21 protein-coding genes and 3 pseudogenes are annotated in these 22,852 nt (G+C 73.4%); 4 read left to right on the forward strand and 20 right to left on the reverse strand.

The genetic code is table 11. From position 1 onward, the window contains the following. Window positions 1-22: 22 nt before the first annotated feature. The 10 genes and pseudogenes from rny to ACN260_RS21510 form a co-directional block, all read right to left on the reverse strand. Entirely contained in the window at window positions 23-1,789 is a 1,767-nt protein-coding gene (gene rny / locus ACN260_RS21465; RefSeq protein WP_422752768.1) for a ribonuclease Y, read from the reverse strand. A 546-nt stretch (window positions 1,790-2,335) separates the two neighbouring features. Then, the gene (locus ACN260_RS21470) at window positions 2,336-3,040 is read right to left on the reverse strand and encodes a 3-keto-5-aminohexanoate cleavage protein (RefSeq protein WP_422752769.1); all 705 of its coding nucleotides are present in this window, start codon (window positions 3,038-3,040) and stop codon (window positions 2,336-2,338) included. A 2-nt stretch (window positions 3,041-3,042) separates the two neighbouring features. Then, window positions 3,043-3,798, reverse strand: coding sequence for a RecX family transcriptional regulator (locus ACN260_RS21475; RefSeq protein WP_422752770.1), 756 nt, complete (start codon window positions 3,796-3,798; stop codon window positions 3,043-3,045). 14 nt (window positions 3,799-3,812) lie between these two features. Beyond that, window positions 3,813-4,313: a hypothetical protein gene (locus ACN260_RS21480; protein ID WP_372445910.1), complete on the reverse strand. Its 501-nt coding sequence runs from the start codon at window positions 4,311-4,313 to the stop codon at window positions 3,813-3,815. A 171-nt stretch (window positions 4,314-4,484) separates the two neighbouring features. Continuing rightward, window positions 4,485-5,039: pseudogene (locus ACN260_RS21485) on the reverse strand (LAGLIDADG endonuclease); the annotation flags it as partial. A gap of 60 nt (window positions 5,040-5,099) precedes the next feature. After that, window positions 5,100-5,951: pseudogene (gene recA / locus ACN260_RS21490) on the reverse strand (recombinase RecA); the annotation flags it as partial. A gap of 184 nt (window positions 5,952-6,135) precedes the next feature. Continuing rightward, the gene (locus ACN260_RS21495; RefSeq protein ID WP_088647147.1) at window positions 6,136-6,336 is read right to left on the reverse strand and encodes a DUF3046 domain-containing protein; all 201 of its coding nucleotides are present in this window, start codon (window positions 6,334-6,336) and stop codon (window positions 6,136-6,138) included. A gap of 4 nt (window positions 6,337-6,340) precedes the next feature. Beyond that, the gene (locus ACN260_RS21500; protein WP_422752771.1) at window positions 6,341-7,654 is read right to left on the reverse strand and encodes an MFS transporter; all 1,314 of its coding nucleotides are present in this window, start codon (window positions 7,652-7,654) and stop codon (window positions 6,341-6,343) included. An 82-nt stretch (window positions 7,655-7,736) separates the two neighbouring features. Next, a complete protein-coding gene (locus tag ACN260_RS21505; protein ID WP_422752772.1) occupies window positions 7,737-8,426 on the reverse strand; it encodes a UdgX family uracil-DNA binding protein in 690 nt (229 codons plus the stop codon). 71 nt (window positions 8,427-8,497) lie between these two features. After that, complete coding sequence (locus tag ACN260_RS21510) at window positions 8,498-8,701, reverse strand: helix-turn-helix transcriptional regulator (protein ID WP_420115820.1); 204 nt, start codon at window positions 8,699-8,701, stop codon at window positions 8,498-8,500. A 312-nt stretch (window positions 8,702-9,013) separates the two neighbouring features. Between ACN260_RS21510 and ACN260_RS21515 the strand changes: the two genes are divergently transcribed. Both ACN260_RS21515 and ACN260_RS21520 read left to right on the forward strand, forming a co-directional pair. Next, window positions 9,014-9,220 (forward strand): hypothetical protein, encoded by a 207-nt coding sequence (locus ACN260_RS21515; protein WP_422752773.1) that lies wholly within the window; start codon window positions 9,014-9,016, stop codon window positions 9,218-9,220. After that, complete coding sequence (locus ACN260_RS21520; protein ID WP_422752774.1) at window positions 9,217-9,477, forward strand: hypothetical protein; 261 nt, start codon at window positions 9,217-9,219, stop codon at window positions 9,475-9,477. Before ACN260_RS21515 ends, ACN260_RS21520 begins: the two co-directional genes overlap by 4 nt. On the opposite strand, the gene ACN260_RS21525 is transcribed toward ACN260_RS21520, so the two are convergent. Beyond that, a complete protein-coding gene (locus ACN260_RS21525) occupies window positions 9,467-10,807 on the reverse strand; it encodes an aminotransferase class I/II-fold pyridoxal phosphate-dependent enzyme (protein ID WP_422752775.1) in 1,341 nt (446 codons plus the stop codon). The two genes, ACN260_RS21520 and ACN260_RS21525, sit on opposite strands and share 11 nt — an antisense overlap. A gap of 38 nt (window positions 10,808-10,845) precedes the next feature. On the opposite strand from ACN260_RS21525, the gene ACN260_RS21530 reads away from it, so the two are divergent. Both ACN260_RS21530 and leuE read left to right on the forward strand, forming a co-directional pair. Next, window positions 10,846-12,099 carry a bifunctional pyridoxamine 5'-phosphate oxidase family protein/GNAT family N-acetyltransferase gene (locus ACN260_RS21530; RefSeq protein WP_422752776.1) on the forward strand — a complete coding sequence of 418 codons (1,254 nt, stop codon included), beginning with the start codon at window positions 10,846-10,848 and terminating at the stop codon, window positions 12,097-12,099. Next, complete coding sequence (gene leuE / locus ACN260_RS21535; protein ID WP_145918465.1) at window positions 12,096-12,761, forward strand: leucine efflux protein LeuE; 666 nt, start codon at window positions 12,096-12,098, stop codon at window positions 12,759-12,761. Before ACN260_RS21530 ends, leuE begins: the two co-directional genes overlap by 4 nt. Window positions 12,762-12,819: 58 nt before the next feature. Here leuE and ACN260_RS21540 read toward each other — a convergent pair whose 3' ends face one another. The 9 genes and pseudogenes from ACN260_RS21540 to ACN260_RS21580 form a co-directional block, all read right to left on the reverse strand. Continuing rightward, window positions 12,820-13,749 (reverse strand): sporulation protein, encoded by a 930-nt coding sequence (locus ACN260_RS21540; RefSeq protein WP_422752777.1) that lies wholly within the window; start codon window positions 13,747-13,749, stop codon window positions 12,820-12,822. A gap of 193 nt (window positions 13,750-13,942) precedes the next feature. After that, window positions 13,943-15,007, reverse strand: coding sequence for a hemolysin family protein (locus ACN260_RS21545; RefSeq protein ID WP_204923927.1), 1,065 nt, complete (start codon window positions 15,005-15,007; stop codon window positions 13,943-13,945). Between the two features lie 146 nt (window positions 15,008-15,153). Beyond that, window positions 15,154-16,506, reverse strand: a pseudogene (locus ACN260_RS21550) (hemolysin family protein); the annotation flags it as partial. 161 nt (window positions 16,507-16,667) lie between these two features. Next, window positions 16,668-17,015: a monovalent cation/H(+) antiporter subunit G gene (gene mnhG / locus ACN260_RS21555; protein ID WP_422756783.1), complete on the reverse strand. Its 348-nt coding sequence runs from the start codon at window positions 17,013-17,015 to the stop codon at window positions 16,668-16,670. Between the two features lie 124 nt (window positions 17,016-17,139). Continuing rightward, a complete protein-coding gene (locus ACN260_RS21560) occupies window positions 17,140-17,403 on the reverse strand; it encodes a monovalent cation/H+ antiporter complex subunit F (RefSeq protein WP_088645615.1) in 264 nt (87 codons plus the stop codon). After that, window positions 17,400-17,981, reverse strand: a complete 582-nt coding sequence (locus tag ACN260_RS21565; RefSeq protein ID WP_422752778.1) for a Na+/H+ antiporter subunit E — start codon at window positions 17,979-17,981, stop codon at window positions 17,400-17,402. Before ACN260_RS21565 ends, ACN260_RS21560 begins: the two co-directional genes overlap by 4 nt. Beyond that, window positions 17,978-19,483, reverse strand: a complete 1,506-nt coding sequence (locus tag ACN260_RS21570; protein ID WP_422752779.1) for a Na+/H+ antiporter subunit D — start codon at window positions 19,481-19,483, stop codon at window positions 17,978-17,980. The genes ACN260_RS21565 and ACN260_RS21570 overlap by 4 nt, the downstream gene beginning before the upstream one ends. Next, window positions 19,480-19,950 carry a Na(+)/H(+) antiporter subunit C gene (locus ACN260_RS21575; protein ID WP_422752780.1) on the reverse strand — a complete coding sequence of 157 codons (471 nt, stop codon included), beginning with the start codon at window positions 19,948-19,950 and terminating at the stop codon, window positions 19,480-19,482. The genes ACN260_RS21570 and ACN260_RS21575 overlap by 4 nt, the downstream gene beginning before the upstream one ends. Continuing rightward, complete coding sequence (locus tag ACN260_RS21580) at window positions 19,947-22,781, reverse strand: Na+/H+ antiporter subunit A (RefSeq protein WP_422752781.1); 2,835 nt, start codon at window positions 22,779-22,781, stop codon at window positions 19,947-19,949. The genes ACN260_RS21575 and ACN260_RS21580 overlap by 4 nt, the downstream gene beginning before the upstream one ends. Between the last annotated feature and the right edge of the window lie 71 nt (window positions 22,782-22,852).

The raw sequence follows: 22,852 nt of genomic DNA on the forward strand, positions 1-22,852 counted from the left end.
GGCCCTTCCTGGTCGTACGGGGTCAGCGGGCGATCTCGGTGACCCGGGACTCGCGGACCACGGTCACCCGGATCTGACCCGGGTAGGTCAGCTCCTCCTCGATCTGCTTGGCCACGTCCCGGGCGAGGACCGCCGCGCCGATGTCGTCGACGTCGTCCGGCTTGACCATCACCCGGATCTCCCGGCCCGCCTGCATCGCGAAGACCTTCTCCACGCCGAGCTTGCCGGCGGCGATCTCCTCGATCCGCTCCAGCCGCTTGACGTACGCCTCAAGGCTCTCCCGCCGGGCCCCCGGCCGCCCACCCGAGCAGGCGTCGGAGGCCTGGGTGAGGACCGCCTCGATGGTCTGCGGCGGCACCTCGTTGTGATGCGCCTCGATGGCGTGCACCACGTCCTCGCTCTCGCCGTACTTGCGGGCCAGGTCGGCGCCGATGATGGCGTGGCTGCCCTCCACCTCGTGGGTGAGCGCCTTGCCGATGTCGTGCAGGAACGCCGACCGCTTGATCGTCGGCACGTCCAACCGCAGCTCGGCGGCCATGATCCCGGCGATGTGCGCGGTCTCCACCAGGTGCTTGAGCACGTTCTGCCCGTACGACGTGCGGTAGCGCAGCCGGCCGAGCAGGGTGACCAGCTCCGGGTGGATCTCGGTGATGCCCACCTCGACCAGGGCGTCCTCGGCGGCCCGGTGGCACAGCTCCTCCACCTCCTGCCGGGCCAGGTCGTGCACCTCCTCGATCCGGTGCGGGTGGATGCGCCCGTCGAGGACCAGCTTCTCCAGGGTGAGCCGGCCGACCTCACGGCGTACCGGGTCGAAGCAGGACAGCAGCACCGCCTCCGGGGTGTCGTCGATGATCAGGTTGACCCCGGTCACCGACTCGAAGGCGCGGATGTTGCGCCCCTCCCGGCCGATGATCCGCCCCTTCATCTCGTCCCCCGGCAGGTGCAGCACGCTGACCACGCTCTCCGCGGTCTGCTCGCTGGCCACCCGCTGGATGGCGTCCACCACGATGTGCCGGGCGCGCTGCTCGGCGGTGGTGCGGGCGTCGGACTCGATGTCCCGCACCAGCAGCGCCGCCTCCCGCTTCGCCTGCGTCTCGATCGCCTCGATCAGCTCGGTGCGGGCCGACTCGGCGGTGAGCCCGGCGACGCGTTCCAACTCCCGCCGACGCTGCTCCTCGGCCACCGTCAGGGCGGCCTCCCGGGCGGTGACCGCCGCCTCCCGTTCGGCCAGCGCGGCGCTGGCGGCGGTGAGCTGCCGCTCCCGTTCGGCCAGCCGCTCAACCTCCTCGGTGTGCAGCCGCTCCCGCTCGTCCATCCGGGCGGCCCGGCGTTCCACCTCGGCCGCCTGCTCCCGCGTCGTCGCGGCGAGTACCGCCACCTCACGCTCACCGCTGCGTCGGGCGGCGGTCCGTAGCTGCTCGGCGTCCGCCTCGGCCTGCTTGTGGGCCCGCTCCAGGATGGTGTCCGCCTCGGCGCGGGCGTCGTCGAGCACCCGCCGGGCCTCCGCGCGGGCGGACTTCGCCTCCGCCTTCGCGCCGGCCGCCTCGGCCCGCGCCGCCGAGGCGGCGGACTTCGCCACGTCGATGGTGCTGTTCACCTCGTCGGCGGCGCTGCGCAGCGCCGCCAGCGACTGTTCCTGCCGGTCCTTCTCCGCGATGAAGGCGGGATCGTCCGGGGCGGGGGCGGTGCCGATCCGGCGCAGCGCCCGTATGCCGACCAGGACGACGCCGACCACGACGAGGGCGAGGAGCCCGACGACGATCAGGAGCACCACGTCGAAGGTGCTCATGCCGGCGTCCCGTCACCCGGGCCGGTGGGCCGCAACACCGTGCCGGCGCGACCGTGCGCGCCACCACCTCCTGGGGACCCCCGGTCCCTGTGCCGACCAGCCATGGTCGCGCCTCCCCAAACGTCTACGCCGCAGGGGAACCGTGCCGACGGGCACGCCACCTCTGCGGCTCCGGACGCCCGACCGAGCGGCTGGCCGTGGGGATAGCTCTCCGTCGGCGATGCCCATGCGGCATCGCCGACAGCCGGGTGCAGTTGTCGGGTCGGCTCCGGACCGGCTGTCCGGAGGGACCGTCAAGGCCGGTGGAGCTGGCCAAAGTGATGCGGTTCTGTTACGCGATCTATGTTGTGCGCTTAGCCTGCGCTTGGTCGGGCAAAGTGAGCCTGTATGGCGAGGCTAGGTCGCGGAAGGCCGTTCGGTCAAGAACTCATGATCAAACCCCCCGAACGGAGAGAGTTGGCAACGTCACCCACTGGTGATCCAAATCCGGACACTGCGCTACGAAAATCCCGAATATCCGCAGTGGTGGGGCCGGACCCGGTCTTGTCAGCGGGCACCCAGTGCGCGGGCGCAGCCCGCCAGGGCGGCGTTGTCGGGGGCGGGTGAGCCGTCCGGCAGGTACAGGGTGTCCTCCAGACCGATCCGGGTGTCCAGGCCCCGGCGGACCGCCTCCAGGAGCACCGGCCAGGTCGCCGGCCCCTCGCCGTGCAGCAGCACCGCAGGATCACCGGGGGCGAGGAGGGCGAGCATGTCGGCGGCGTCGGCCAGCGCCCGGTCCGGCTCGTCGGCCAGGCACTCGACCAGGACCCGCCCGGCGGGCACCCGCCAGCCCCGCCAGGCACGGACCGCGTCCACCGTCCAGAGGCCGGCCTCGACCAGCACGCCCCGCTCGTGCAGGGCCGCCGCGACCGCCTCGGCACCGTCCTCGTGGGCGTTGACCGACGCGAAGTCGGGCAGCACCGACCAGGCGCGGACGGCGGCGACCCGGTCGGCCGGATCAGGTGCGATCCACGCGCCGGTGCTCACCCCCACCGGCAGCCCCGGCCGGGCGGCGCGGATCGCGGTCACCGCCTCGGCGATCACCGACGGGGACAGCGACTCGGCACCGTCGGTGTCGCGGGGATGGACGTGCACCGCCGCCACCCCCAGTTCGGCACAGCGCACCGCGTCGGCGGCCAGCTCGGCCGCGGTCAGCGGCACGGCGGGGTGCTCGTCGCGCCGCCGGGCACCGTTGAGGGACGCCTTCCACACGGTCAGCCCCGCTCGCCCTCGGCGTCGGCCAGCGCGTCGGCGTCGATCTGCTCGGCGAACTCGGCCGCCTCGGCACTCTGGGCGGCCAGGGCGTCCTTCACCGCCCGGATCGCCACCCCGGGCGGATAACCCTTGCGGGCGAGGATGCCGACCAGCCGACGGAACACCGCGTCGGGCTCGCCCCGGGCGGTCCGCAGCTTCCGGTCGACCAGGGCGCGGGCGGTCTGCGCCTCGGTCTCCTCGTCCAGCTCGCCGAGCGCCTCGCTGGCCACCTCGCCGTCCACGCCCCGCTGGCGCAGTTCGTTGGCCAGCGCCCGGCGGGCCAGCCCGCGACCGTTGTGCCGGCTGGAGACCCAGGCGCGGGCGAAGGCCGCGTCGTCGATGATGCCGACCTCGTCGTAGCGGTCGAGCACCTGGGCGGACACCTCGTCGGAGATGCCCTTCCTCGCCAGCGCCCCGGCCAGCTCGGCCCGGGTACGCGGGCGCACCGCGAGCTGCCGCAGGCAGATCTCCCGGGCCACCTCGCCCTCGTCCCGGGGGGTCGGCTCGGTCTGCCCCGGCGCGTCCTCGTCGGCCCGTCCCCGGCGACCCCGACGGGGGCGGGGCCCACCGGCCCGGGTCGGATCGTCGGCACCGGTGCGGGAAGGGTCGGCACCGGTGCGGGAAGGGTCGGCACCGGTGCGGGAAGGGTCGTCGGCACCCGCGCGGGGTGGGGAGGCGTCCCACCCCCGCCCCGTGCGGGCGCGTCGTCCTGCCATCGGGGGGCGACCGGTCAGAAGTCGACAGGCGGCAGCTCAGGACCACCGGCGGCGTCACCCGCGCCGACCCCGACCCCGAGCTTCTCCAGGATCTTCTTCTCGATCTCGGCGGCCACGTCCGGGTTCTCCTTCATGAACTCCCGGGCCTTCTCCTTGCCCTGGCCGAGCTGGTCACCGTCGTAGGTGTACCAGGCGCCGGACTTGCGGATGATCGCCTGCTCCACGCCGACGTCGATCAGCGAGCCCTCACGGGAGATGCCCTTGCCGTACATGATGTCGAACTCGGCCTGCTTGAACGGCGCGGCGACCTTGTTCTTGACGACCTTGACCCGGGTGCGGTTACCGACCACGTCGGTGCCGTCCTTGAGGCTCTCGATGCGGCGCACGTCGAGCCGGACCGAGGCGTAGAACTTCAGCGCCCGACCACCGGTGGTCGTCTCGGGGCTGTTGTGCACCATGACCCCGTCGACGAAGTAGTTGTGGTTGCCCTCCACCTCGATGTCGAACCGGTTCATCGAGCGGGTCCTGGGCTTGACGTGCACGTCGATGATCCGGGCCGGCACCGGGGTGAGTTCCGCCGAGGCGAACTGCGGCTCGACCGCGCACTGCCCCTGGAACCGGGGAAGCAGCTTCGAGTGCATCGCCGCCGGCACGTACGGCGCGACCAGTTCCTGAAACCGGGCGGACGACGCCGTCGTGAAGATGATCGACGCAGTTCCCCGGGCACCCCGGGAAACCAGCTTCACCTCCATGCCGTACGCGTCGCGCAGATGCTCCACCAGCCGCTCACGGCTGCCTTCCGCCATCGCCTCGACGCAGATCTCGATCCGACCGGAGCCACCGGCGGTGCGCTCCTGCACGCCCTTGGAGCGGACCGTGAAGCACCCGTCGTCCATGTACCACACGGCGAGGGCAAGCGGCGTGAGGGCCTTGAGGTAGTCCCAGCTGAGGTGCTTCCTGCCGTCGCCCAGATAGACCGCCCGCCGCAACTCGTCCAGCTCGGGCAGGGGCGTGAAGTCGGCAAACGCGGCACCGCGCTCGTCGGTGCGGCGGGAGTGGGTGATGTTGCCGAGCAGGGACACCTTCCAGTCGAGGTAGTCGACCTGCGCAGCGCCGTGCCCGAGGCGGAAACGGACACCGGAGCGGTCCGCCCGGTTGGGCGAGAGGGCACCGTCACCCATCAGCGAACCGAGCACGACCTGCCACTGCTGCTCACTCAGCCGCCGCGGCTCGGCCAGCATGACCCGGTCACCGGCGATCAGTTCGCCGGCCTCCCGCCAACCGCCGGGCGTGCGGATCAGGTGGTTGGCGGTGGCGGCGAACTGGGCGCGGCCGTTACCGCCCGACTTGGCCACGGTGAACTGGAGGAACTGCTCGGCGGGGCCGTTGTTGAACCAGTTGGTGATTCGTTTCGGCTCCACCCGGTCGGTTTCCGGGTTGTAGGAGAGGACCTCGACGTCCATCCGCTGATTGACGATCTTGCCGATCTTCTCCTGCGTGCCGTCGGCCAGGGTCACCCTGGTCGAGTACGACATACAGCCGAACATGACGCCGATCTTCTCGCGGAGCTGGTTGATGAAGATCGCCGTGGTGCCGGTGTTGTTGAGCACGCCGGTGATCTTCCGCAGCGCCTGGCTCATCAGCCGGGCCTGGAGACCGACGTGGCTGTCGCCCATCTCGCCCTCGATCTCGGCGCGCGGCACCAGGGCCGCCACCGAGTCGATCACGATGATGTCGATCGCGCCGGAGCGGACCAGCATGTCGGTGATCTCCAGCGCCTGCTCGCCGGTGTCCGGCTGGGAGACCAGCAGGGCGTCGGTGTCGACACCGAGCGCCTTGGCGTAGTCGGGGTCGAGCGCGTGCTCGGCGTCGACGAAGGCGGCGATGCCGCCGGCCCGCTGGGCGTTGGCCACCGCGTGCAGGGCGACCGTGGTCTTACCGCTGGACTCGGGGCCGTAGATCTCGACGACCCGGCCCCGGGGCAGGCCACCCACGCCCAGCGCCACGTCGAGCGCGATGGAACCGGTCGGGATGATCGAGGTCTGGACGACCGGGCGCTCGCCCAGCCGCATCACCGACCCCTTGCCGAACTGCTTGTCGATCTGAGCGAGAGCAAGGTCGAGTGCCTTCTCCCGGTCGGGCCCTGCGGCCATGTTTGCCACTCCTGCCTTCGCCGGCGTCTTTCCTGAGCTTCGCGTCACGCGGACACGCTAGGCGCTGGGTCCGACAGAAAACCAGCCGACGGGCCGCGAGCTGTGGACGAGCACCCCGCTGTGGACAATAGCCGAACAGGTGTACGAGTCAGCAAGCGACACGCGGACGGGGTTCGACGGCAGCTCAGCGTAGTCGCGCCGGCACCCGGTCGGGGTACGCGGCGACCACCGCCCGCCACACCACGTGGGTCTGCTCACCGGCCGCGAGGGCCTGCTCGATGGTCCGCCCGTCGAGTTGGGAGAGCACCTGGTCGCTGGCGATACTGGCCGCGTAGCCCGACCCGAACGCCTCGTCCAGCCGGGTCCAGAAGTCGGTCAGCCGCACGTGATCACTCCTCCTCGTCGGGTGCCGTCGGTGGCACCCGACGCAACGCTAGCGCCACCAGCGGCACCACCGCGATCGCCGCCAGCAGGGTCAGGGTCGGATAACCCGCCACCCGCATGACAAACCCGCTGGCCGCCGCCGCACCCGCCCCGGCCAGCCCCATCGTCAGGTCGGAGAGCCCCTGCACGCTGGGGCGTACCCGGGACGGCACCGCCTCGGACAGCAGCGTCGAGCCGGCCACCATGGTCGCCGACCAGCCCAGCCCGAGCAGGGCCAGGCCGACCGAGAGGCGCGGCGTGTGGTGCCCGGCGGTGCCGGCCACCGCGCACGCCGCAAGCAGGGTGCCGACGCCGGTGAGGATGACCGCGCGCCGGCCCCACCGGTCGGTGAGCCAACCCACCACCGGCGAGAACGCGTACATGCCGGCGATGTGCACGCTCAGCACGATGCCGACGACCCGCAGCACGTCCGCGTCGGAGTGCGACTCGCCGAGGCGTACCGGGGTCATCGCCATCACCGCGACCATCACCAGGTGGCCGACCGCGACGGCGGCGATGCCCAGCCGGGCCGCCGGCCGGCGGCGCACCACCCGCCAGGCCGCCCGCATGCCGGCCCGCCGCGCGCCCGACGCGGTCGCCGCCGGGGTTCCGGCCCCGGGCGGCGTCCCCGCCTCGGCCGCCGCGAGCCGCCGCGCGGTCAGCAGCGGGTCGGGCCGCAGCAACAGCAGCAGTACGACCGCCGCCAGGCTGAACGCGACGGCACTGAACGCGAACGGGCCGGCCAGCGACGGCAGCCCCCAGGCATGGGTGACCCGGTCGGCGAGCGCGGCGAAGTTGGGTGCCGCCACCGAGCCGATGGTGGTGGCCCAGACGACCAGGGAGAGCTGCCGGCCCCGGCGGGCCGGTTCGGCGAGGTCCACCGCCGTGTAGCGGGCCTGGAGGTTGGCCGCCGTGCCGCCGCCGAACAGCAGCATCCCGAGGAAGAGCAGCGGCACCCCGCCGGTGACCGTGGCGAGCACCACCAGCAGTGCCCCGACCGCCCCGGTCAGGTAGGCCACCACCAGCCCCGGCCGCCGGCCGTGCCCGTTCATGATCCGGGTGACCGGTACGGCGAGCAGCGCCGCGCCGACCACCCCGCAGCTCTGCGCCAGCCCGGCCACGGCGGTGCCGGCGATCCGGGCCGCCAGCAATGCCCCGACGGAGATCCCGATCGCCACCCCGACCCCACCGATGGTCTGGGTGGCGACGAGCAGCCGCAACGTACGTCGCTGGATCGGGGCGACGTCGGGCCGGGTGGGCACGCGCAGGTCGACGGTCATCGCAGCTCCTGGTCCGGGGAGGCCATCCTCGCGCAGCCGGCCACCCGCCCGCACCGGGGTTCCCGGGCGCGCGGCCCCGCCGTCAGCTGGTCAGGGCGCGGGCGGCGACCGTGAGGTCGTCCACCAGCCCTCGGTAGGCGACGTCCTGGTTGTCGGCGCGCAGCACCGCCGACGGGTGGATGGTGGCGAGCACCCGGGCGGCGGGCGCGTCGGCGCGGTCTACCAGAGCCCGGGTGAAGTCCTCCGGGTGCTCGGCGGCGGCCGGCCAGGGCAGCAGCCCGCCACGCTGCCGGGTGACCCGGAACGTCGGGCCGAGCAGGGCCTTCGCCGCCGTCGCGCCGAGCACCACCACCAGGTCGGGGCGGAGCCGGGCGAACTCGGCGACCAGCCACGGCCGGCAGGCGACGATGTGCACCCGGTCCGGGGTCTGGTGAATGCGACGCCGGCCGCGCAGCTCGTGCCGGAAGTGCTTCACCGCGTTGGTGATGTAGAGGTGGGCCGGGTCGAGGCCGGCGTCGTCGACCGCCCTGCGCAGCAGCCGGCCGGCCGGGCCGACGAAGGGCAGCCCGTGCTGGTCCTCCAGGTCGCCGGGCTGCTCGCCGACGAAGACCACCCGGGCGCTCTCGTCGCCCCGGCCGAAGACGGTCTGGGTGGCGTCCCGGTACAGCTCGCAGCCCCGGCAACCGGCGGCCGCGGCCCGCAGCTCGGCCAGTGTGCCGGCCTGCGGCGGGATGAACTGCTGGGCACCGGGTACGTCGGTCTGCTCGGCCATGGCGACTGTTCTACCCGGTCGCGTCGGGAGTCCACGAGGGACCCGCCGGGCGTCCCGTCGACCCGGGTTCCCTACGCTTCCTCGTCGCTTTCGAGCAGGTGCGGACGCTTCTCGGCGATCCACGCCTCCACATCGGACTTGAGCCAGACGTTGCCCATCCTGAGGGTCGCCGCCGGAGCCGGGAAGTCCCGTCGGTTGATCAGGATGTAGGCGCGCTGCCGGGAGACGCCCAGGCGTTCCTGGATCTCTGCCGCACCCATCAACGCTACTTCCACCCGTCAGACGCTACGGATACAGCGTGCGCACGCTTCCAGAAGCGGAGACTCTATACCCAACTCACTCTTCGGATGTAAGGTTTACGTCACGTAAACTCCTAGCGTCAGGAGCGCTCGGCATGTCCCGTTGCAAGTGGTTCCACCGGCCGACTGAGCCCGTCGACGTCGTACAACGGGCCAGGCCCCTGCCCCCGACGGCGGCTGCCGGGCGACACTCCCCCGCCGGCCGCCGGGCCGCGCCGCGCCGACTGGTCCCCGAGGTGAGGTGGGGCGCGCGCCGCTCCGACCGGCCCAACCGGGGGTGCTGGCCCGATGCCTGAGCCGCGCTCCGGCGAGCCACCGTTCGCCGTGGTGATGGCCGGTTACGTCGTCGACTTCCACCACCGCAACGCCTGCTCCAGGTGCCGGCCGGACGGCTCGTGCGCCCGTCTCGCCGACGCGGGCGCGACGCTGCGCGCCTGGCGGGACCGGCGCGTCCAGCGGGAGCTGCGCGCCCGACGGGACCGGGACGGCCGGTGAGGGCCGGCGACCTGGTGTACGTGACCAGCGCCGCCAGCGTGCAGTTCCTCCGGCCCATCCGGTTGCGGGTCATCCGGGTGCTCGACTGGCCCACGTACGACGGATGGGTCTGGTTGGAGGGCTACCAACTGGACGCGGCCGGCGACGCGGTCGCCCGCCGGAAGGTCTTCGTACGCCCGGCGGGGTTGACCACACCGCCGGAGCCCACCTCTGGGCAGCGGGAAGGGAGGAGGCCGACGGCGCGGATCAGGCGGTGAAACCGACCGGACCGGCGGGACGGACCGCCGCCGCCACCGCGTCGGCCAGTGGTACGAGGTCGGCGTCGTCGAGCGCGCTGACCGTGATCCGGACGGCGGGCGGGCTGCCGAGCCGGGAAAGGCCACCTGGCGCGACCGACCAGCCGGCGTCGCGTAGCGCGGTGACCGTGGCGGTCTCGTCGGGCACCGGCAGCCAGACGTTGATGCCGCTGCGGCCGTGCCCCGCCACGCCCCGGTCGGCGAGCGCGGCGAGCAGCCCGCGACGGCGACGTTCGTAGGCGTCGGCGGCCCGGTCGACCAGGGCGGTGGTGGCCGAATCGTGCCAGAGCGACAGGACGAGCCGCTGCAGGACAGTGGAGACCCAGCCGGCCCCCACCCGGGCCCGGCCGGCCACCCGGGACACCGTCACCTCGTCACCGGCCAGCACCGCCAACCGCAGGTCGGGCCCGTAGGGCTTGCTCACCGAGCGGACGAACGCCCAGGTCGGGGTGGCACCGGCCAGCGGGTGCACCGGCAGCCGGGACAGCTCGGCCGCGTGGTCGTCCTCGATCAGCAGCAGGTCGGGGCGGCCGGCGAGCAGGGCCCGCAACTCCCCGGCCCGGTCGGCGGAGACGGCGGCGCCCGTCGGGTTCTGCGCCCGGCTGGTCACCACCAGCGCCCGTATCCCGAGGGCGAGGGCGTCGTGCACCCCGGACACGACGGGCCCCTCGTCGTCGACCGGGAAGCCGACCGGCCGCAACCCGAGCGCGGCGACCAGGTCGAGCAGGTTGGCCCAGCCCGGGTCCTCCAGGCCCACCGCGTCGCCGGGGCGCAGGTGGGTGGCGAGCAGCCGCTCGATGCCGTCGAGCGCGCCCCCCGTGACGGTCAGCTCGTCGGCGGGTACCCCGTCGGCGGCCAGCCGGGAACGGGCGGCCTCGGCCAGGGCGGGGTGCACGCCGGTCGTGGCGTACCCGACGGGTGGGCCGACCGTGTCGGCGAGCGCGGCCAGGTGCGGGCCGAGCGGCGGCAGCAGCCGGGGGTCGGGTTGCCCGTGGGACACGTCCCGGGTGCCGGGGGCGGGGGCCGGGGCGCGTGCGGCGCGGCGGGGGGCGACCGGCGGCCGGGGCCGCACCCGGGTGCCGTGCCGGCCGGCGGTGACCACCAGACCCCGCTGGCGCAGCTCCTGGTAGGCGCGGGCGACGGTGGCCGGGCTGACCGCCAGCGCGGTGGCGAGGGCGCGGACGGGCGGCAACGCGTCACCGGCGGCGAGCGCGCCGCTGCGGATGCCGGTTTCCACGCTCGCCGAAATCGCGGCGGACGTGGACCCGAGGATCTGATAATGTGCTGCCACAGTTCCAGGATCGTACTAGAACAAAGGCGGGATGTCACATGTACGCGCCGACCGCACGCACCACCGCCAGCCGCAGCCGGGACCGGATGAGCTACGACCGGGCCACCGCCCACGCGGTGCTCGACGAGGCCTACCACTGCGTGCTGGGGTTCGTGGTCGACGGCGAGCCCCGACTGCTGCCCACCCTGCACGTCCGCGTCGGTGACACCCTCTACCTGCACGGCTCCACCGGCAGCCGGCCGCTGCTCGCCGCCCGGGGCGACGCCGGGCTGCCGGTCTGCGTCACCGTGACCCTGCTCGACGGGCTGGTCTTCGGCCGTTCCCAGTTCCACCACAGCGCCAACTACCGCTCGGTGGTCGCCCACGGCACCGCCCACCTGGTGACCGGCGAGGACGACAAGCGCACGGTGCTGACCGCCCTGGTGGAGAAGGCCGCCGCCGGGCGGGCCGCCGACAGCCGCCCACCGAGCCGGCGGGAGCTGGCCGAGACGGCCGTCCTGGCGCTGCCGCTGCACGAGGTGTCGGTGCGGACCCGCACCGGCGGGGTCCGCGACGAACCCGCCGACCTCGACCTGCCGTACTGGGCCGGGGTGGTGCCGCTGCGGCAGGTCGCCGGCCCGCCGGAACCCGACACCGGGGTGACCGCCCCACTGCCGGCCTACCTGTCCGGTTCCGCCGGGTCACCGTGGTACGAGCCGGTGCCGCTGCGCGGCGGGCACGTGCTGCTGGAACCGCTCACCACGGCGCACGCCGACGACCTCTTCACCGCCACCGCCGAGCCGGAGGTCTGGGCCCACCTGAGCCACCCGACGCCCACCGACCCGGCCGCGATGCGGGCCGTCGTCACCACCGCGCTGGACGCCCGGCAACGCGGCGAACGGGTGCCGTGGGTGCAGCGCTGCGCCCGCACCGGCGCGGTCATCGGGTCGACCTCCTACTACGACATCGACCCGGCGCGGCGCAGCGTCGCCATCGGGTACACCTGGCTCGGTCGGCCCTGGTGGGGCAGCGCCGTCAACACCGAGGCCAAGCTGCTGCTGCTCGGTCGGGCGTTCGACGAGCTGGGGGCGGTGCGGGTGGTCTGGCAGACCGACATCCGCAACACCCGGTCGCAGGCCGCGATCGCCCGGCTCGGCGCGACCCGGGAGGGCGTGCTGCGGATGCACCGGCAGCGCCCGGACGGCTCCTGGCGGGACACCGTGCAGTACGCCATGACCGTCGACGAGTGGCCGAACGCACAGGCCAGGCTGCGGGAATGGCTTCGCCGTTCGGCACCTGCGGAGCGAGGATGACGGGCGTGCTGGGCATCACCGACATCTGGACGTACGTGTTGGGCACCGTGGCGATCATCCTGCTACCGGGGCCGAACTCCCTCTTCGTGCTCTCCACCGCCGCCAAGCGCGGCGTGGCGACCGGCTACCGGGCGGCGGGCGGGGTCTTCCTCGGCGACTCGGTGCTGATGATCCTCTCCGCCGCCGGGGTGGCGTCGCTGCTCAAGGCGTACCCGCCGCTCTTCCTCGTGATCAAGTACGCCGGCGCGGCCTACCTGGGCTACGTCGGCCTGACCATGCTGCGGGGGGCCTGGCGGCGGTGGCGTGACCGCAACGACCCCGCGACACCCCGGCTGATCGACGCCGCCGAGCCGGAGGCGCTGCACAGCCCGTTCCGCAAGGCGCTGGTGATCAGCCTGCTCAACCCGAAGGCGATCCTCTTCTTCATCTCGTTCTTCATCCAGTTCGTCGACCCCGGCTACGCCTGGCCGGCGCTGTCGTTCCTGCTGCTCGGGCTGATCGCCCAGGTGACCAGCGCGCTCTACCTGACCGCGCTGATCTTCGCGGGCACCTTCCTGGCCGCCCAGTTCCGGCAGCGTCGCCGGTTGGCCGCCGGAGCCACCACCGGCGTCGGCATGCTCTTCCTGGGCTTCGGCATCAAGCTCGCCACCGCCTCGGTCTGACCCGCCCCGCCCCCGACACCCGACACCCGGCCCGCCGACGCCCGCTGCGGCCGGCGGGTCAGGTGCCGTCGCCACCTCCACCGCCGCTGCCGATCCCCCCACTCCCGGCGGTGCCGCCCAGCCCGAAGCCTGGCCGCACCGGTTCGTCAGGCGGCCGGCTGACGTGGGCCGACTCGGTGATCCGGGCCGACCAGTGCGCGTCGGAGGCCGCCGCCGCGTGCCGGTCGATCGCCCTACGCAACCAGCCGTCCACCACCGAGACCCAGTCCTGCTGGTCGGCTCCGGTGTGCCAGATCCGGAACCGGCTGATGCTCTGGTGACTGATCCCGGTCAACGACAGCCGCCGGTCCATCCAGAGCAGCACCTCCAGGCCGGCCGAATTGGTCACGAAGATCAGCTCCAGCTCGGTGATCGGGCCGGCGTAGAGCGGGGCGACCCAGTAGCCGAGCCGTTGGTGCACCGGCAGGGCCTGCGCGACCCCCGGCAGCCGGCTCGACACCAGGCCCGCCTGCCGCAGCACGAAACCCAGCGTGTCCAGCGCGGCGAGCACATGCTGCTGGGTGGGCAGCGGATGGACGAAGACCGGCACCATCGCGCCCTGCTCCAGCTCCGGGTCCACCGACACCTCGGTGCGCAGCCCGGTACGCATACTCATCACCGGTACCCCGCCGAAGATCGTCACCGGGGTCTCCCACGGCAGCGGCACGGCGAAGTCGATGGCCCGCCGCCGCCCGGCCGGTACGACGAACCGTCCCCCCACCGGCACCTGGTGGTACTGCACCAGGCGACGGGGCGAACGGGGGTCCTCCGGTTCGGCGGTCGCCACCAGACCCAGCCGTACGTGCCGGACCGGCACGTCCTGCGACCCGGCGCTGAGGGTCACCCGCCCCGGCAGCCGCAGCCCCGGACGGGTGCTCGGACTGGTGAGGGTGGTACTCACCGACAACCCGGTCACACCGGATTCCCGGGACACCCCGGTCAACCGCATGACCGTGCGGGTTCCCGCTGACCGGCCCGGCACTCCTCCACCCGGACACCCGACCGGGCGGAGCGGGGCGGGGCGGGGCGGGGCGGCCTCGTCGATCAACGCGATGGGGCGATGTAGTGGTGTCCATGCCACTGCGACACCACCACATCGCCCCCGTTGCGTCGATCCCGCGGAACGACGGGCGCTACGACCGTCAGCGCATCCGGCGGCCCCGGGGGATCGGGTCGGTCTCGTCGTCGAACTCCCCGATGACCTCTTCGAGGAGGTCCTCCAGCGCCACGAAACCGATCGGCCGGGTCGGGCCGCCGCCGTTGCGGACCAGCGCCAACTGGGCCTGGTCGGCGCGCATCGCGGCGACCGCCTCGGTGACCGAGGAGGTGGCGGGCAGGGTGAACGACCGGGTCATCAGCTCGGCGGCGGTGGCCGCCCGGCTGGTGGTGACGGCCCGGACCGCCTCCCGTACGTGCACCAGCCCGCACACCTCTCCGCCGTCGTCGAGCACGGCGAGCCGGGACCGGCCGCTGTCCCGGCTGACCTGCTCGATCCGCTCGGCGGTGTCGTTGCGGTGGACCGTGACGATCTGGTCGAAGGGTTCCATCACCTGCGCGACGGTGGTGCCCTGCAACTCCAGCATGCTGGTCAGCATCTGGTGCTGTTCGGCACCGAGCAGCCCGTGCTCGCGCGACTGTTCGAGCAGGATGCGCAGCTCGTCCGGGCCGTGGACCTGGGCGAGCTGGTCCTGCTGCTGCACCCCGACCAGCCGCAGCATCGCGTTGGCCAGGGCGTTGAGCACGGACAGCACCGGGCGGGCGACCCGGGCGAAGGCCCGGAACGGCAGCGCCAGCAGCGTCGCCGAGCGCTCGGCGTCGGTGATCGCCCACGACTTCGGGGCCATCTCGCCGACCACCAGGTGCAGGAACGTCACCAGCCCCAACGCGAAGATCAACGCGACGACGTGGCTGGCCGCCTCCGGCAGGCCGACGGTGTGCAGCAGCGGACTGATCAGGTGTTCGATCGCCGGTTCGGCGAGCGCGCCCAGCCCCAGGGTGCACAGGGTGATGCCGAGCTGCGCGCCGGCCAGCATCAGGGACAGCTCCCGTACCCCGTCCAGGGCGGCGCGGGCGGCCCGGCTGCCGGTGGCGGCGGTCTGTTCCAGCCGGTAGCGCTTGGCCGCCACCAGGGCGAACTCGGCGGCCACGAAGAAGCCGTTGAGCGCGAGCAGCAGCACCGACACCAGCAGTGCGACGGTGGGGCTCATGACCGCTCCTCCCGACCCCGGGTGACGCGTACGTCGGCACCGCCACCGGTGGCACGGGCGTTCGCGCGACCGCGTCGGTCGCCCCCGGTGCCGGTGGCGCGGACGTTCGTGGCGCGGCGTCGGTCGCCCCCGCCGCCGGTGGCCCGGGGCTCCCCGTCGGCATCCTGGTCGCCGGCCAGGGTGAGCCGGACGGAGTCGGCCACGTGCCGGTCCACGGCGAGCACCTCGACCAGGGCCGTCGGCCGTTCCGCCGGCTCGTCGTGGTCGACCGGCAGGCTGATCTCCAGCCGGTCACCCACCTCGGGCACCCGGCCCAGCTCCCGCATGACCAGCCCGGAGAGGGTGTCGTACTCGGGGGCCTCGGGCAGGGCGATGCCGGTGCTGTCGGCGACCTCGTCGATCCGCCAGCGGGCCGGCACCACCCAGGAGCCGTCGTCCTGCCGGATCGGTGCCGGCTCGGGCGGGTCGTCCTCGTCGCGGATCGGTCCGACGAGTTCCTCGGCGATGTCCTCCAGCGTGATCACGCCGGCGAAGCCGCCGTACTCGTCGACCACGCAGGCGAGCTGCCGGTGCCCGGAGCGCAGCCGGTCCAGCACCGTGGGCAGCGGCAACGTCTCCGGCACCAGCAGCGGCGGTACGGCCACCGCGCTGACCGGGGTGGTGGCGCGCTCGGCCGGCGGCACCCCGAGCACGTCGGCGATACCGACCACGCCGACGAGGTCGTCGACGCCGTCCACGCCGCGTACCGGGAACCGGGAGTGGCCGGTGTCGAGCAGCTCGACCACCCGGCTGACCGGTTCGTGCGACCGGATGGTGTGCACGTCGACCCGGGGCACCATGGCCTCCCCGGCGGTCAGCTCCCGGAAGTCGAGACCCCGGTCGAGCAGGTCGGACATCTCGGCGTCGAGGTGCCCCTCCTCCCGGGACTCGGCGATGATCTGCTCCAGGTCGGCCGGGGTGGCACCGCTGGGCAACTCCTCGATCGGCTCGATGCCGACCCGGCGCAGCAGCCGGACGGCGGCCCGGTCGAAGAGCGTGATCAACGGCCCGGCGATCTTCAGGTAGATCAGGGTGGACCGGCTCAGCGCCCGCGCCAACGCCTCGGGACGGGCGATGGCCAGGTTCTTGGGGGCGAGCTCACCGAGGACCATCTGCACGACGGTGGCGATGACCAGCGCCAACGCCACCGACAGCGGCAGGCTGACGGCGGTTGCGACGCCGACGCCGCCGAGCAGTTCGGCCAGCCCGGCACCGAGGTAGGGCTCGGCGGCGTAACCGACCAGCAGAGCGGTCACGGTGATGCCGAGCTGCGCCCCGGAGAGCATGAACGACAGCCGGCCGGTGACTTCCAGGGCGCGGGCGGCCTTGGCGTCGCCGTCGTCGGCGAGCTGCTTGAGCTTGCCCCGGTCCACGGCGACGTAGCCGAACTCCTGGGCTACGAAGTAGCCGGTGGCGGCGGTGAGAACGATGATGAGTACGAGACCGACGACGATCAACACGGGTCGCTCAGGGCTCCCGTGGACGTCGGGGCGGGGGATTGCCGGGCACGACCCGGCTGGCTACTGCTGCCCTCCTGGGCAGAGGAGTCGATCATGCCGTAATTCTATCGGCGGTTGCTGGGCGCCCGCTGAGGGTGGGGACAAAGTTCCTGCTCCTCCCGCTATTCCCCGGTCCGGGGCGGGTCCCCGGCCAGTTCGTCGACGTCGAGCAGGCTGCGGTCGACCCGGCCGGACCGGTAGGCGGCCCGGCCGATCATCTGGGCGGCCACCGGGGCGGTGGCCAGCTGGAAGACCCCGACCAGCATGATCATGCCCAGGTCGGCGGCGGTACGCAGCCGCAGCACCAGCCCCAGCAGCAACAGCAGCACCCCGAGCACCTGCGGTTTGGTGGCGGCGTGCATCCGGTCCAGCACGTCCGGGAAGCGCAGCACGCCGATCCCGGCGGCGAGGCTGAGCAGCGCCCCGCAGACCAGGGCGACGGCGGCCAGCCAGTCGGTCACCGTACCCACGCTCACGGCCGACCTCCCCCGGCCGGAACCGACCCGACCCGGCCGGAACCCGGCACATGGTCGCGGCCCGACACCCGGCCGTGGTCCGGTACGGGATGGTGGCCTGAACGCGTGGCGGGCGGGGTCACGGCTCCTCCCGGGCGGCGAAGCGGACCAGGGCGACCGAGCCGACGAAGCCGAGCAGGGAGAGCACCACCAGCACCGGCAGCGTGGTGGCGTGCCGGTTCACCGCCGCCTCCGCGCCGACCGCACCGAGCATGGTGGCGAGCAGCAGGTCGGCGGCGATGACCCGGTCCAGCAGCGACGGGCCCCGGTAGATCCGGGCCAGCGCCAGCAGCGCGGTGGTCGACAGCAGCACGGTCAGGACGACGGCGAGAAAGACGGTCACGGGGCCTCCGTGGGTTCGGTGGTGAGCTGCCGCAGCTCGGCGGCGGAGCCGACGGCCCGCACGATCCGTTCCTCGACGGCGAGGATGCGGTCCCGGCTGCCGGTCAGGTCGGCCGGGGACCGCACGTCGAGCACGTGCACGTAGAGGACGCCGGCGTCCCGGTCGACCTCGACGATCAGGGTGCCCGGCACCAGGGAGAGCAGCTCGGCGGTGAGCGCCAGGTTCAGGTCGGTGCGGACCCGCAGCCGCACCCCGATGATCGCGCCGCGCGGGCGGAAGCCGGGGCGTACGGCGATGGCGGCGACGTGGATGCTGGCGCTGACCAGCTCGACGACGAACCCCCCGGCGAGCCGGAGCAGCGCCCGGGGCCGCAGCCGGCCGCCGAAGGAGACCGGCGGGAGCGGGAAGAACACCAGCACCGCCCCGCCGACCAGTAGGCCGGCGAGCAGGTTGGGCAGGGAGAAGTTCCCCCAGAGCAGGTTCCAGACCACGACCAGCCAGCCAAGGGCGATGAGCTGGTCCCGGCGGCGTCCGGTCCGCGGGGACGGCGTGCCGGCCCGGCGCGTCCGGCCCGTCATGACGGGCCGCCCGGTAGGACGGCCCGCACGTACGGGGTGCGCAGCCGCAGGTCGTCGGCGGCGTCGGCGGTGACCTGGAACAGCGGGCCGGCGGCGACGGTGAGCGCCAGCCCCAGCACCACCAGGGCGACGGTGGCCCCGATCATCAGCGCGGGCAGCCGGGACACCGGGTCGGCGGTGGCGAGCTGCGGGGCCCGCCAGAACGCGATGTTCCATACCCGGGAGGCGGCGTAGAGGGTGAGCAGGCTGGTCAGCGTGCCGGCGGCGACCAGCACCCAGGGCAGCGCGCCGCCGTGCGCCACCCCGGCCTCGAGCAGGCCGACCTTGCCGAGGAAGCCGGAGAACGGGGGGATGCCGGCCAGGTTCATCGCGGGGACGAAGTAGAGCACCGCCAGCAGCGGGGCGATCCGGGCCAGCCCGCCGAGCCGGCGCATGTCGGTGCTGCCGGCCCGCTCCTCGACCAGGCCGGCGACCAGGAACAGGGTGGTCTGGATGGTGATGTGGTGCACCACGTAGAAGATCGCGCCGGAGAGCGCGGCGGTGGTGCCCAACGCCACCCCGAAGATCATGTAGCCGATGTGACTGACCAGGGTGAACGAGAAGAGCCGCTTCATGTCCGACTGGGCGACCGCGCCGAGCACGCCGACCACCATGGTCAGTCCGGCCGCCACCATCAGCAGGGTGGACGCCGCACCGCCGGGGAAGAGCAACGTCTCGGTCCGGATGATCGCATAGACGCCGACCTTGGTGAGCAGGCCGGCGAAGACGGCGGTGACCGGCGCCGGGGCGGTCGGGTAGCTGTCCGGCAACCAGGCGGACAGCGGGAACAGCGCCGCCTTGATACCGAAGGCGAGCAGCAGCATCAACTGCAACGCCAGCCGTACGCCGTCGGGCAGCGCGTCGAGCCGGCCGGCGAGCTGCGCCATGTTGAGGGTGCCGGTGGCGGCGTACACCAGTCCCACGGCGGCCAGGAAGATCATCGAGGAGAGGATGCTGACCACCACGTACGTCGACCCGGTGCGGATGCGGGCCTCGGTGCCGCCCAGGGTGATCAGCACGAAGCTCGCCGCGAGCAGGATCTCGAACCCGACGAAGAGGTTGAACAGGTCACCGGCGAGGAACGCGTTGGTGATCCCGGCGGTCAGCACCAGGTAGGTGGGGTGGTAGATGCTCACCGGCGCGGACTCGCTGGTCTCGGCACGGCCCTGGCCGATGGAGTAGAACAGCACGCAGAGCGTGACCGCCGACGAGACCACCAGCATCAACGCGGCGAGCTGGTCGGCGACCAGCACGATGCCGACCGGCGCGGGCCAGCCGCCCACCTCGGTCACCACCGGCCCGTCCCGGTGGGCCCGCACCAGCAGCAGCACCGCGACCACCAGGTTGGTGGCGAGGGCGACGACGCTGACGGTGCGCTGCAACCGGGGTCGGCTGACCAGGATCAGGGTGAGGGCGGCCCCGAGCAGCGGCACCACCACCGGCAGCGGCACGAGGCGGTTCACCGGATGCCGCCCGGTCGGCGGGGCGGTTCCGGGTCCACCTGCTCGGGGTCGTCGCCGGGCCCCTCGCCGCCGAGGTCGGCGTTGGGCACCTCGTTGCGGGCGGCGAGCGCGACGATCTGCTGGTCCTCCACGTCGTCCTGGACCTCGTCGTCGCCGCCGAGATACCAGCTCCGGTACGCCACGGCGGCGAGGAAGGCGGTCAGCCCGAAGGTGATCACGATGGCGGTGAGCACCATGGCCTGCGGCAGCGCGTCGCTCATCGCGTCGTCCGGGCCGGTGCCCACCACCGGTGCCCCGCCGGAGCGGCCACCGACCAGGATGAGCAGGTTCACCCCGTTGCCGAGCAGGATGACGCCGAGCAGGATGCGGGTGAGGCTGCGCTCCAGCAGCAGGGTCACCCCGGTGGCGGTGAGCACGCCCACGGCGATCACCAGCACCAGCGTCGGGCCCGTCCCGCCGTCGCTCACCGCCGGTCCCCCTCATGGTCGACGACGAGCCCCCGGTCGGATTTGCCGGCCGCCTCGATGTGCCTGTCGATCTCGGCGCCGAGACTGCGCAGGATGTCCAGCATCAGGCCCACCACGATCAGGTAGACGCCGATGTCGAAGAAGAGCGAGGTGACCAGGTACGGCCCGCCGAGGCCGGGCAGCGGCAGGTCGACCCGGGTGCTCGCCAGCACGGTGCCGGAGGTCAGCAGGGAGACCACGCCCCCGCCGACGGCGATCGCCAGGCCGGCGCCCAGCACCGTGCCCGCCCCGACCGGGGCCGCCTCGGCCAGTTCGTACCGGCCACCGGCGAGGTAGCGCACGGCCAGCGCCAGGCTCGCCACCAGGCCACCGGAGAAGCCGCCGCCGGGTGCGTTGTGGCCGGAGAAGAGCAGGAACAGCGAGAACAGCACGATCGTGTGGAACAGCAGCCGGGTCACCACCTCGAAGACGATGGACCGGCGACGCGCGTGCAGGGTGGCCCCGCCCCGCAGCCAGACCGGCCGGTCGCCGTGGCCGGGTGCGGCGGGTTCCACCCGCCGCGGTCGCGGCCCGGTGCGGGACCGCTCGAAGATCAGGCTGGCCACCCCGGTGGCGGCCACCACCAGCACCGAGATCTCGCCCATGGTGTCCCAGGCCCGGATGTCCACCAGGGTCACGTTGACCACGTTGCGGCCGTGCCCCTCGGCGACGGCGAGCGCCGGGAAGGCGGTGGAGACGGACACGGCGGTCCGGGCCCCGGAGGCGACCAGCGCCAGCCCGGCCAGCACCACGCCCACGGCGATGCCGAGCACCCGGCGGGCCCACCGGCTGCGGCGCAGCGGCCGGGCCGAGAACCGTTCCGGCAACCGACGCAGCACCAGCACGAACACGGCGATGGTGGCGGTCTCCACCAGGAACTGGGTCAGCGCCAGGTCGGGTGCCCCGTAGAGCACGAACAGCATGGCGGTGCCGTAGCCGGTCACCCCGACCAGCAGCATCGCGGTCAGCCGCCGGCGGGCGTTGACCGCGAAGACCGCCGCGACCCCGATGACCAGCCCCACGACCAGTTGCAGCGGGCTGTCCCAGACCGCGATCCGGGTCCGCCACGGGCCGGTGCTGAGCAGCGCGGCACCCGGCACCAGCACCAGGGCCAGCAGGACGGTGCCCAGGTACAGCGGCAGCGAGCCGCGCTGGGTGGCCCCGGTGACCTCGATGGCGAGCCGGTCGAACCGGTGGGTGGCCCACTCGTACCCCTGGTTGCCGGTGAACGGCAGCTTCCACCGGGCCAGCGCCGGGGCGAGCGGGCCGCGTACCGCGTGCAGCAAGGCCCCGCCGGCCAGGGCGAGTGCGGACAGGACGAGGGCGGGGGTCAGGCCGTGCCAGAGGGCGAGCGTGGCGTGCGGCGGGCCGAAGAGTCCCGCGTACGGGTCGAGCAGGCCGTTCAGCGCGGCGGCGGCCGGGCCGGCGACCAGCCCGGCGACCGCGAGCAGGGCGGGTGGGGCGAGCATCGGCCACGGCACCGGCTCCGGGGCGGCTTCGGGGATGCCGGGGCGGGTGGCGAAGGCGCCCCAGAGGAAGCGGATGCTGTAGGCGACGGTGAGTACGGTGCCCAGGACCAGCCCGGCGAGCACCACCGGGCGGGTGGCCAGGGCGGTGAAGACCGCCTCCTTGGCGACGAAGCCGAGCAGCGGCGGCACGCCCGCCATCGAGGCGGCGGCGAGCGTGGCGACCACCGCCAGCGCCGGGGCCCGGCGGCCGAGGCCGGACAGTTCCCGCAGGTCACGGGTGCCGACGTCGTGGTCGATGATGCCGACGACGAGGAACAGGGCGGCCTTGAACAGGGCGTGGGCGAGCAGCATCGCGACCCCGGCGAGCGCGGCGTCGGCGCTGCCGGTGCCGATCGTCACGGTCAGCAGGCCGAGCTGGCTGACCGTGCCGTAGGCGAGCAGCAGTTTCAGGTCGCACTGGCGCAGCGCCGCCCAGCCGCCGACGAGCATGGTGACCAGGCCGAGGGTGAGCAGCACCGGCCGCCACGGGCCGGTGCCGGCGAGCACCGGGGCGAGCAGGCCGATCAGGTAGACGCCGGCCTTGACCATCGCCGCCGCGTGCAGGTAGGCGCTGACCGGGGTGGGTGCGGCCATCGCCACCGGCAGCCAGCCGTTGAACGGCACGATCGCCGATTTGGCCAGCGCGCCGGTCAGGATCAGCAGCGTCGCGGCGACCAGCGTCCCGCCGCCGGGCAGTGGCGCGGCGGCGATCTCCGACCAGCGGTAGCTGCCGGCGTGCCCGCCGAGGATCAGGAAGCCGAGCAGCATGGCCAGGCCACCGAGGGTGGTGACGGTGAGCGCCTGGGCCGCCGCCCAGCGGCTGGAGCGGCGCTCGGTGCTGTGCCCGATGAGCAGGTAGGAGAAGACGGTGGTGAGTTCCCAGAAGACGTAGAGCAGCAGCAGGTCGTCGGAGAGGACCAGGCCGAGCATGGCTCCGGCGAAGGCGACCAGCACCGCGACGAACCGGGGCAGGCCCGCCGAGCCGGGCGCGAAGTACCGGCCGCAGTAGACCAGGACGAGCGCGCCGACCCCGCCGACCAGCAGGGTCATCAGCCAGGACAGCGTCGTCATCCGCAACGCCACGTCGAGGTCGAGCTGGCCGATCCAGTGGTACGTCTCGACGACCGCGCCGCCGTCACGGACCGCCGGGGTGCGGATCAACGCCCAGCCGAGGGCGGCGGCGGGCACCAGCGCCAGCGGGTAGCAGGCACGCGGGCCCCACCAGCGGACCAGCAGTGGCGCGACGAGCGCCGCCACCAGATGGAGGAGCAGCAGTACGAGCACGCGTCCTCCCCGTCGAACTGGCGGCGCGCGCCGGGCGAGTTGTCCGGCCAGCACCGATCACACGCCAGTTC

This window comes from Micromonospora sp. WMMD708 (assembly GCF_049315245.1).
Taxonomy (GTDB): Bacteria; Actinomycetota; Actinomycetes; order Mycobacteriales; family Micromonosporaceae; genus Micromonospora; species Micromonospora wenchangensis.

Excerpts from the sequence above, each read along its gene's own strand:
- rny (WP_422752768.1), bottom strand. The coding sequence starts at position 1,789 with ATGAGCACCTTCGACGTGGTGCTCCTGATCGTCGTCGGGCTCCTCGCC.
- ACN260_RS21475 (WP_422752770.1), bottom strand. The coding sequence starts at position 3,798 with ATGGCAGGACGACGCGCCCGCACGGGGCGGGGGTGGGACGCCTCCCCA.
- ACN260_RS21480 (WP_372445910.1), bottom strand. The coding sequence starts at position 4,313 with ATGAACCGGTTCGACATCGAGGTGGAGGGCAACCACAACTACTTCGTC.
- ACN260_RS21500 (WP_422752771.1), bottom strand. The coding sequence starts at position 7,654 with ATGACCGTCGACCTGCGCGTGCCCACCCGGCCCGACGTCGCCCCGATC.
- ACN260_RS21505 (WP_422752772.1), bottom strand. The coding sequence starts at position 8,426 with ATGGCCGAGCAGACCGACGTACCCGGTGCCCAGCAGTTCATCCCGCCG.
- ACN260_RS21515 (WP_422752773.1), top strand. The coding sequence starts at position 9,014 with ATGCCTGAGCCGCGCTCCGGCGAGCCACCGTTCGCCGTGGTGATGGCC.
- ACN260_RS21530 (WP_422752776.1), top strand. The coding sequence starts at position 10,846 with ATGTACGCGCCGACCGCACGCACCACCGCCAGCCGCAGCCGGGACCGG.
- leuE (WP_145918465.1), top strand. The coding sequence starts at position 12,096 with ATGACGGGCGTGCTGGGCATCACCGACATCTGGACGTACGTGTTGGGC.
- ACN260_RS21540 (WP_422752777.1), bottom strand. The coding sequence starts at position 13,749 with ATGCGGTTGACCGGGGTGTCCCGGGAATCCGGTGTGACCGGGTTGTCG.
- ACN260_RS21545 (WP_204923927.1), bottom strand. The coding sequence starts at position 15,007 with ATGAGCCCCACCGTCGCACTGCTGGTGTCGGTGCTGCTGCTCGCGCTC.
- ACN260_RS21565 (WP_422752778.1), bottom strand. The coding sequence starts at position 17,981 with ATGACGGGCCGGACGCGCCGGGCCGGCACGCCGTCCCCGCGGACCGGA.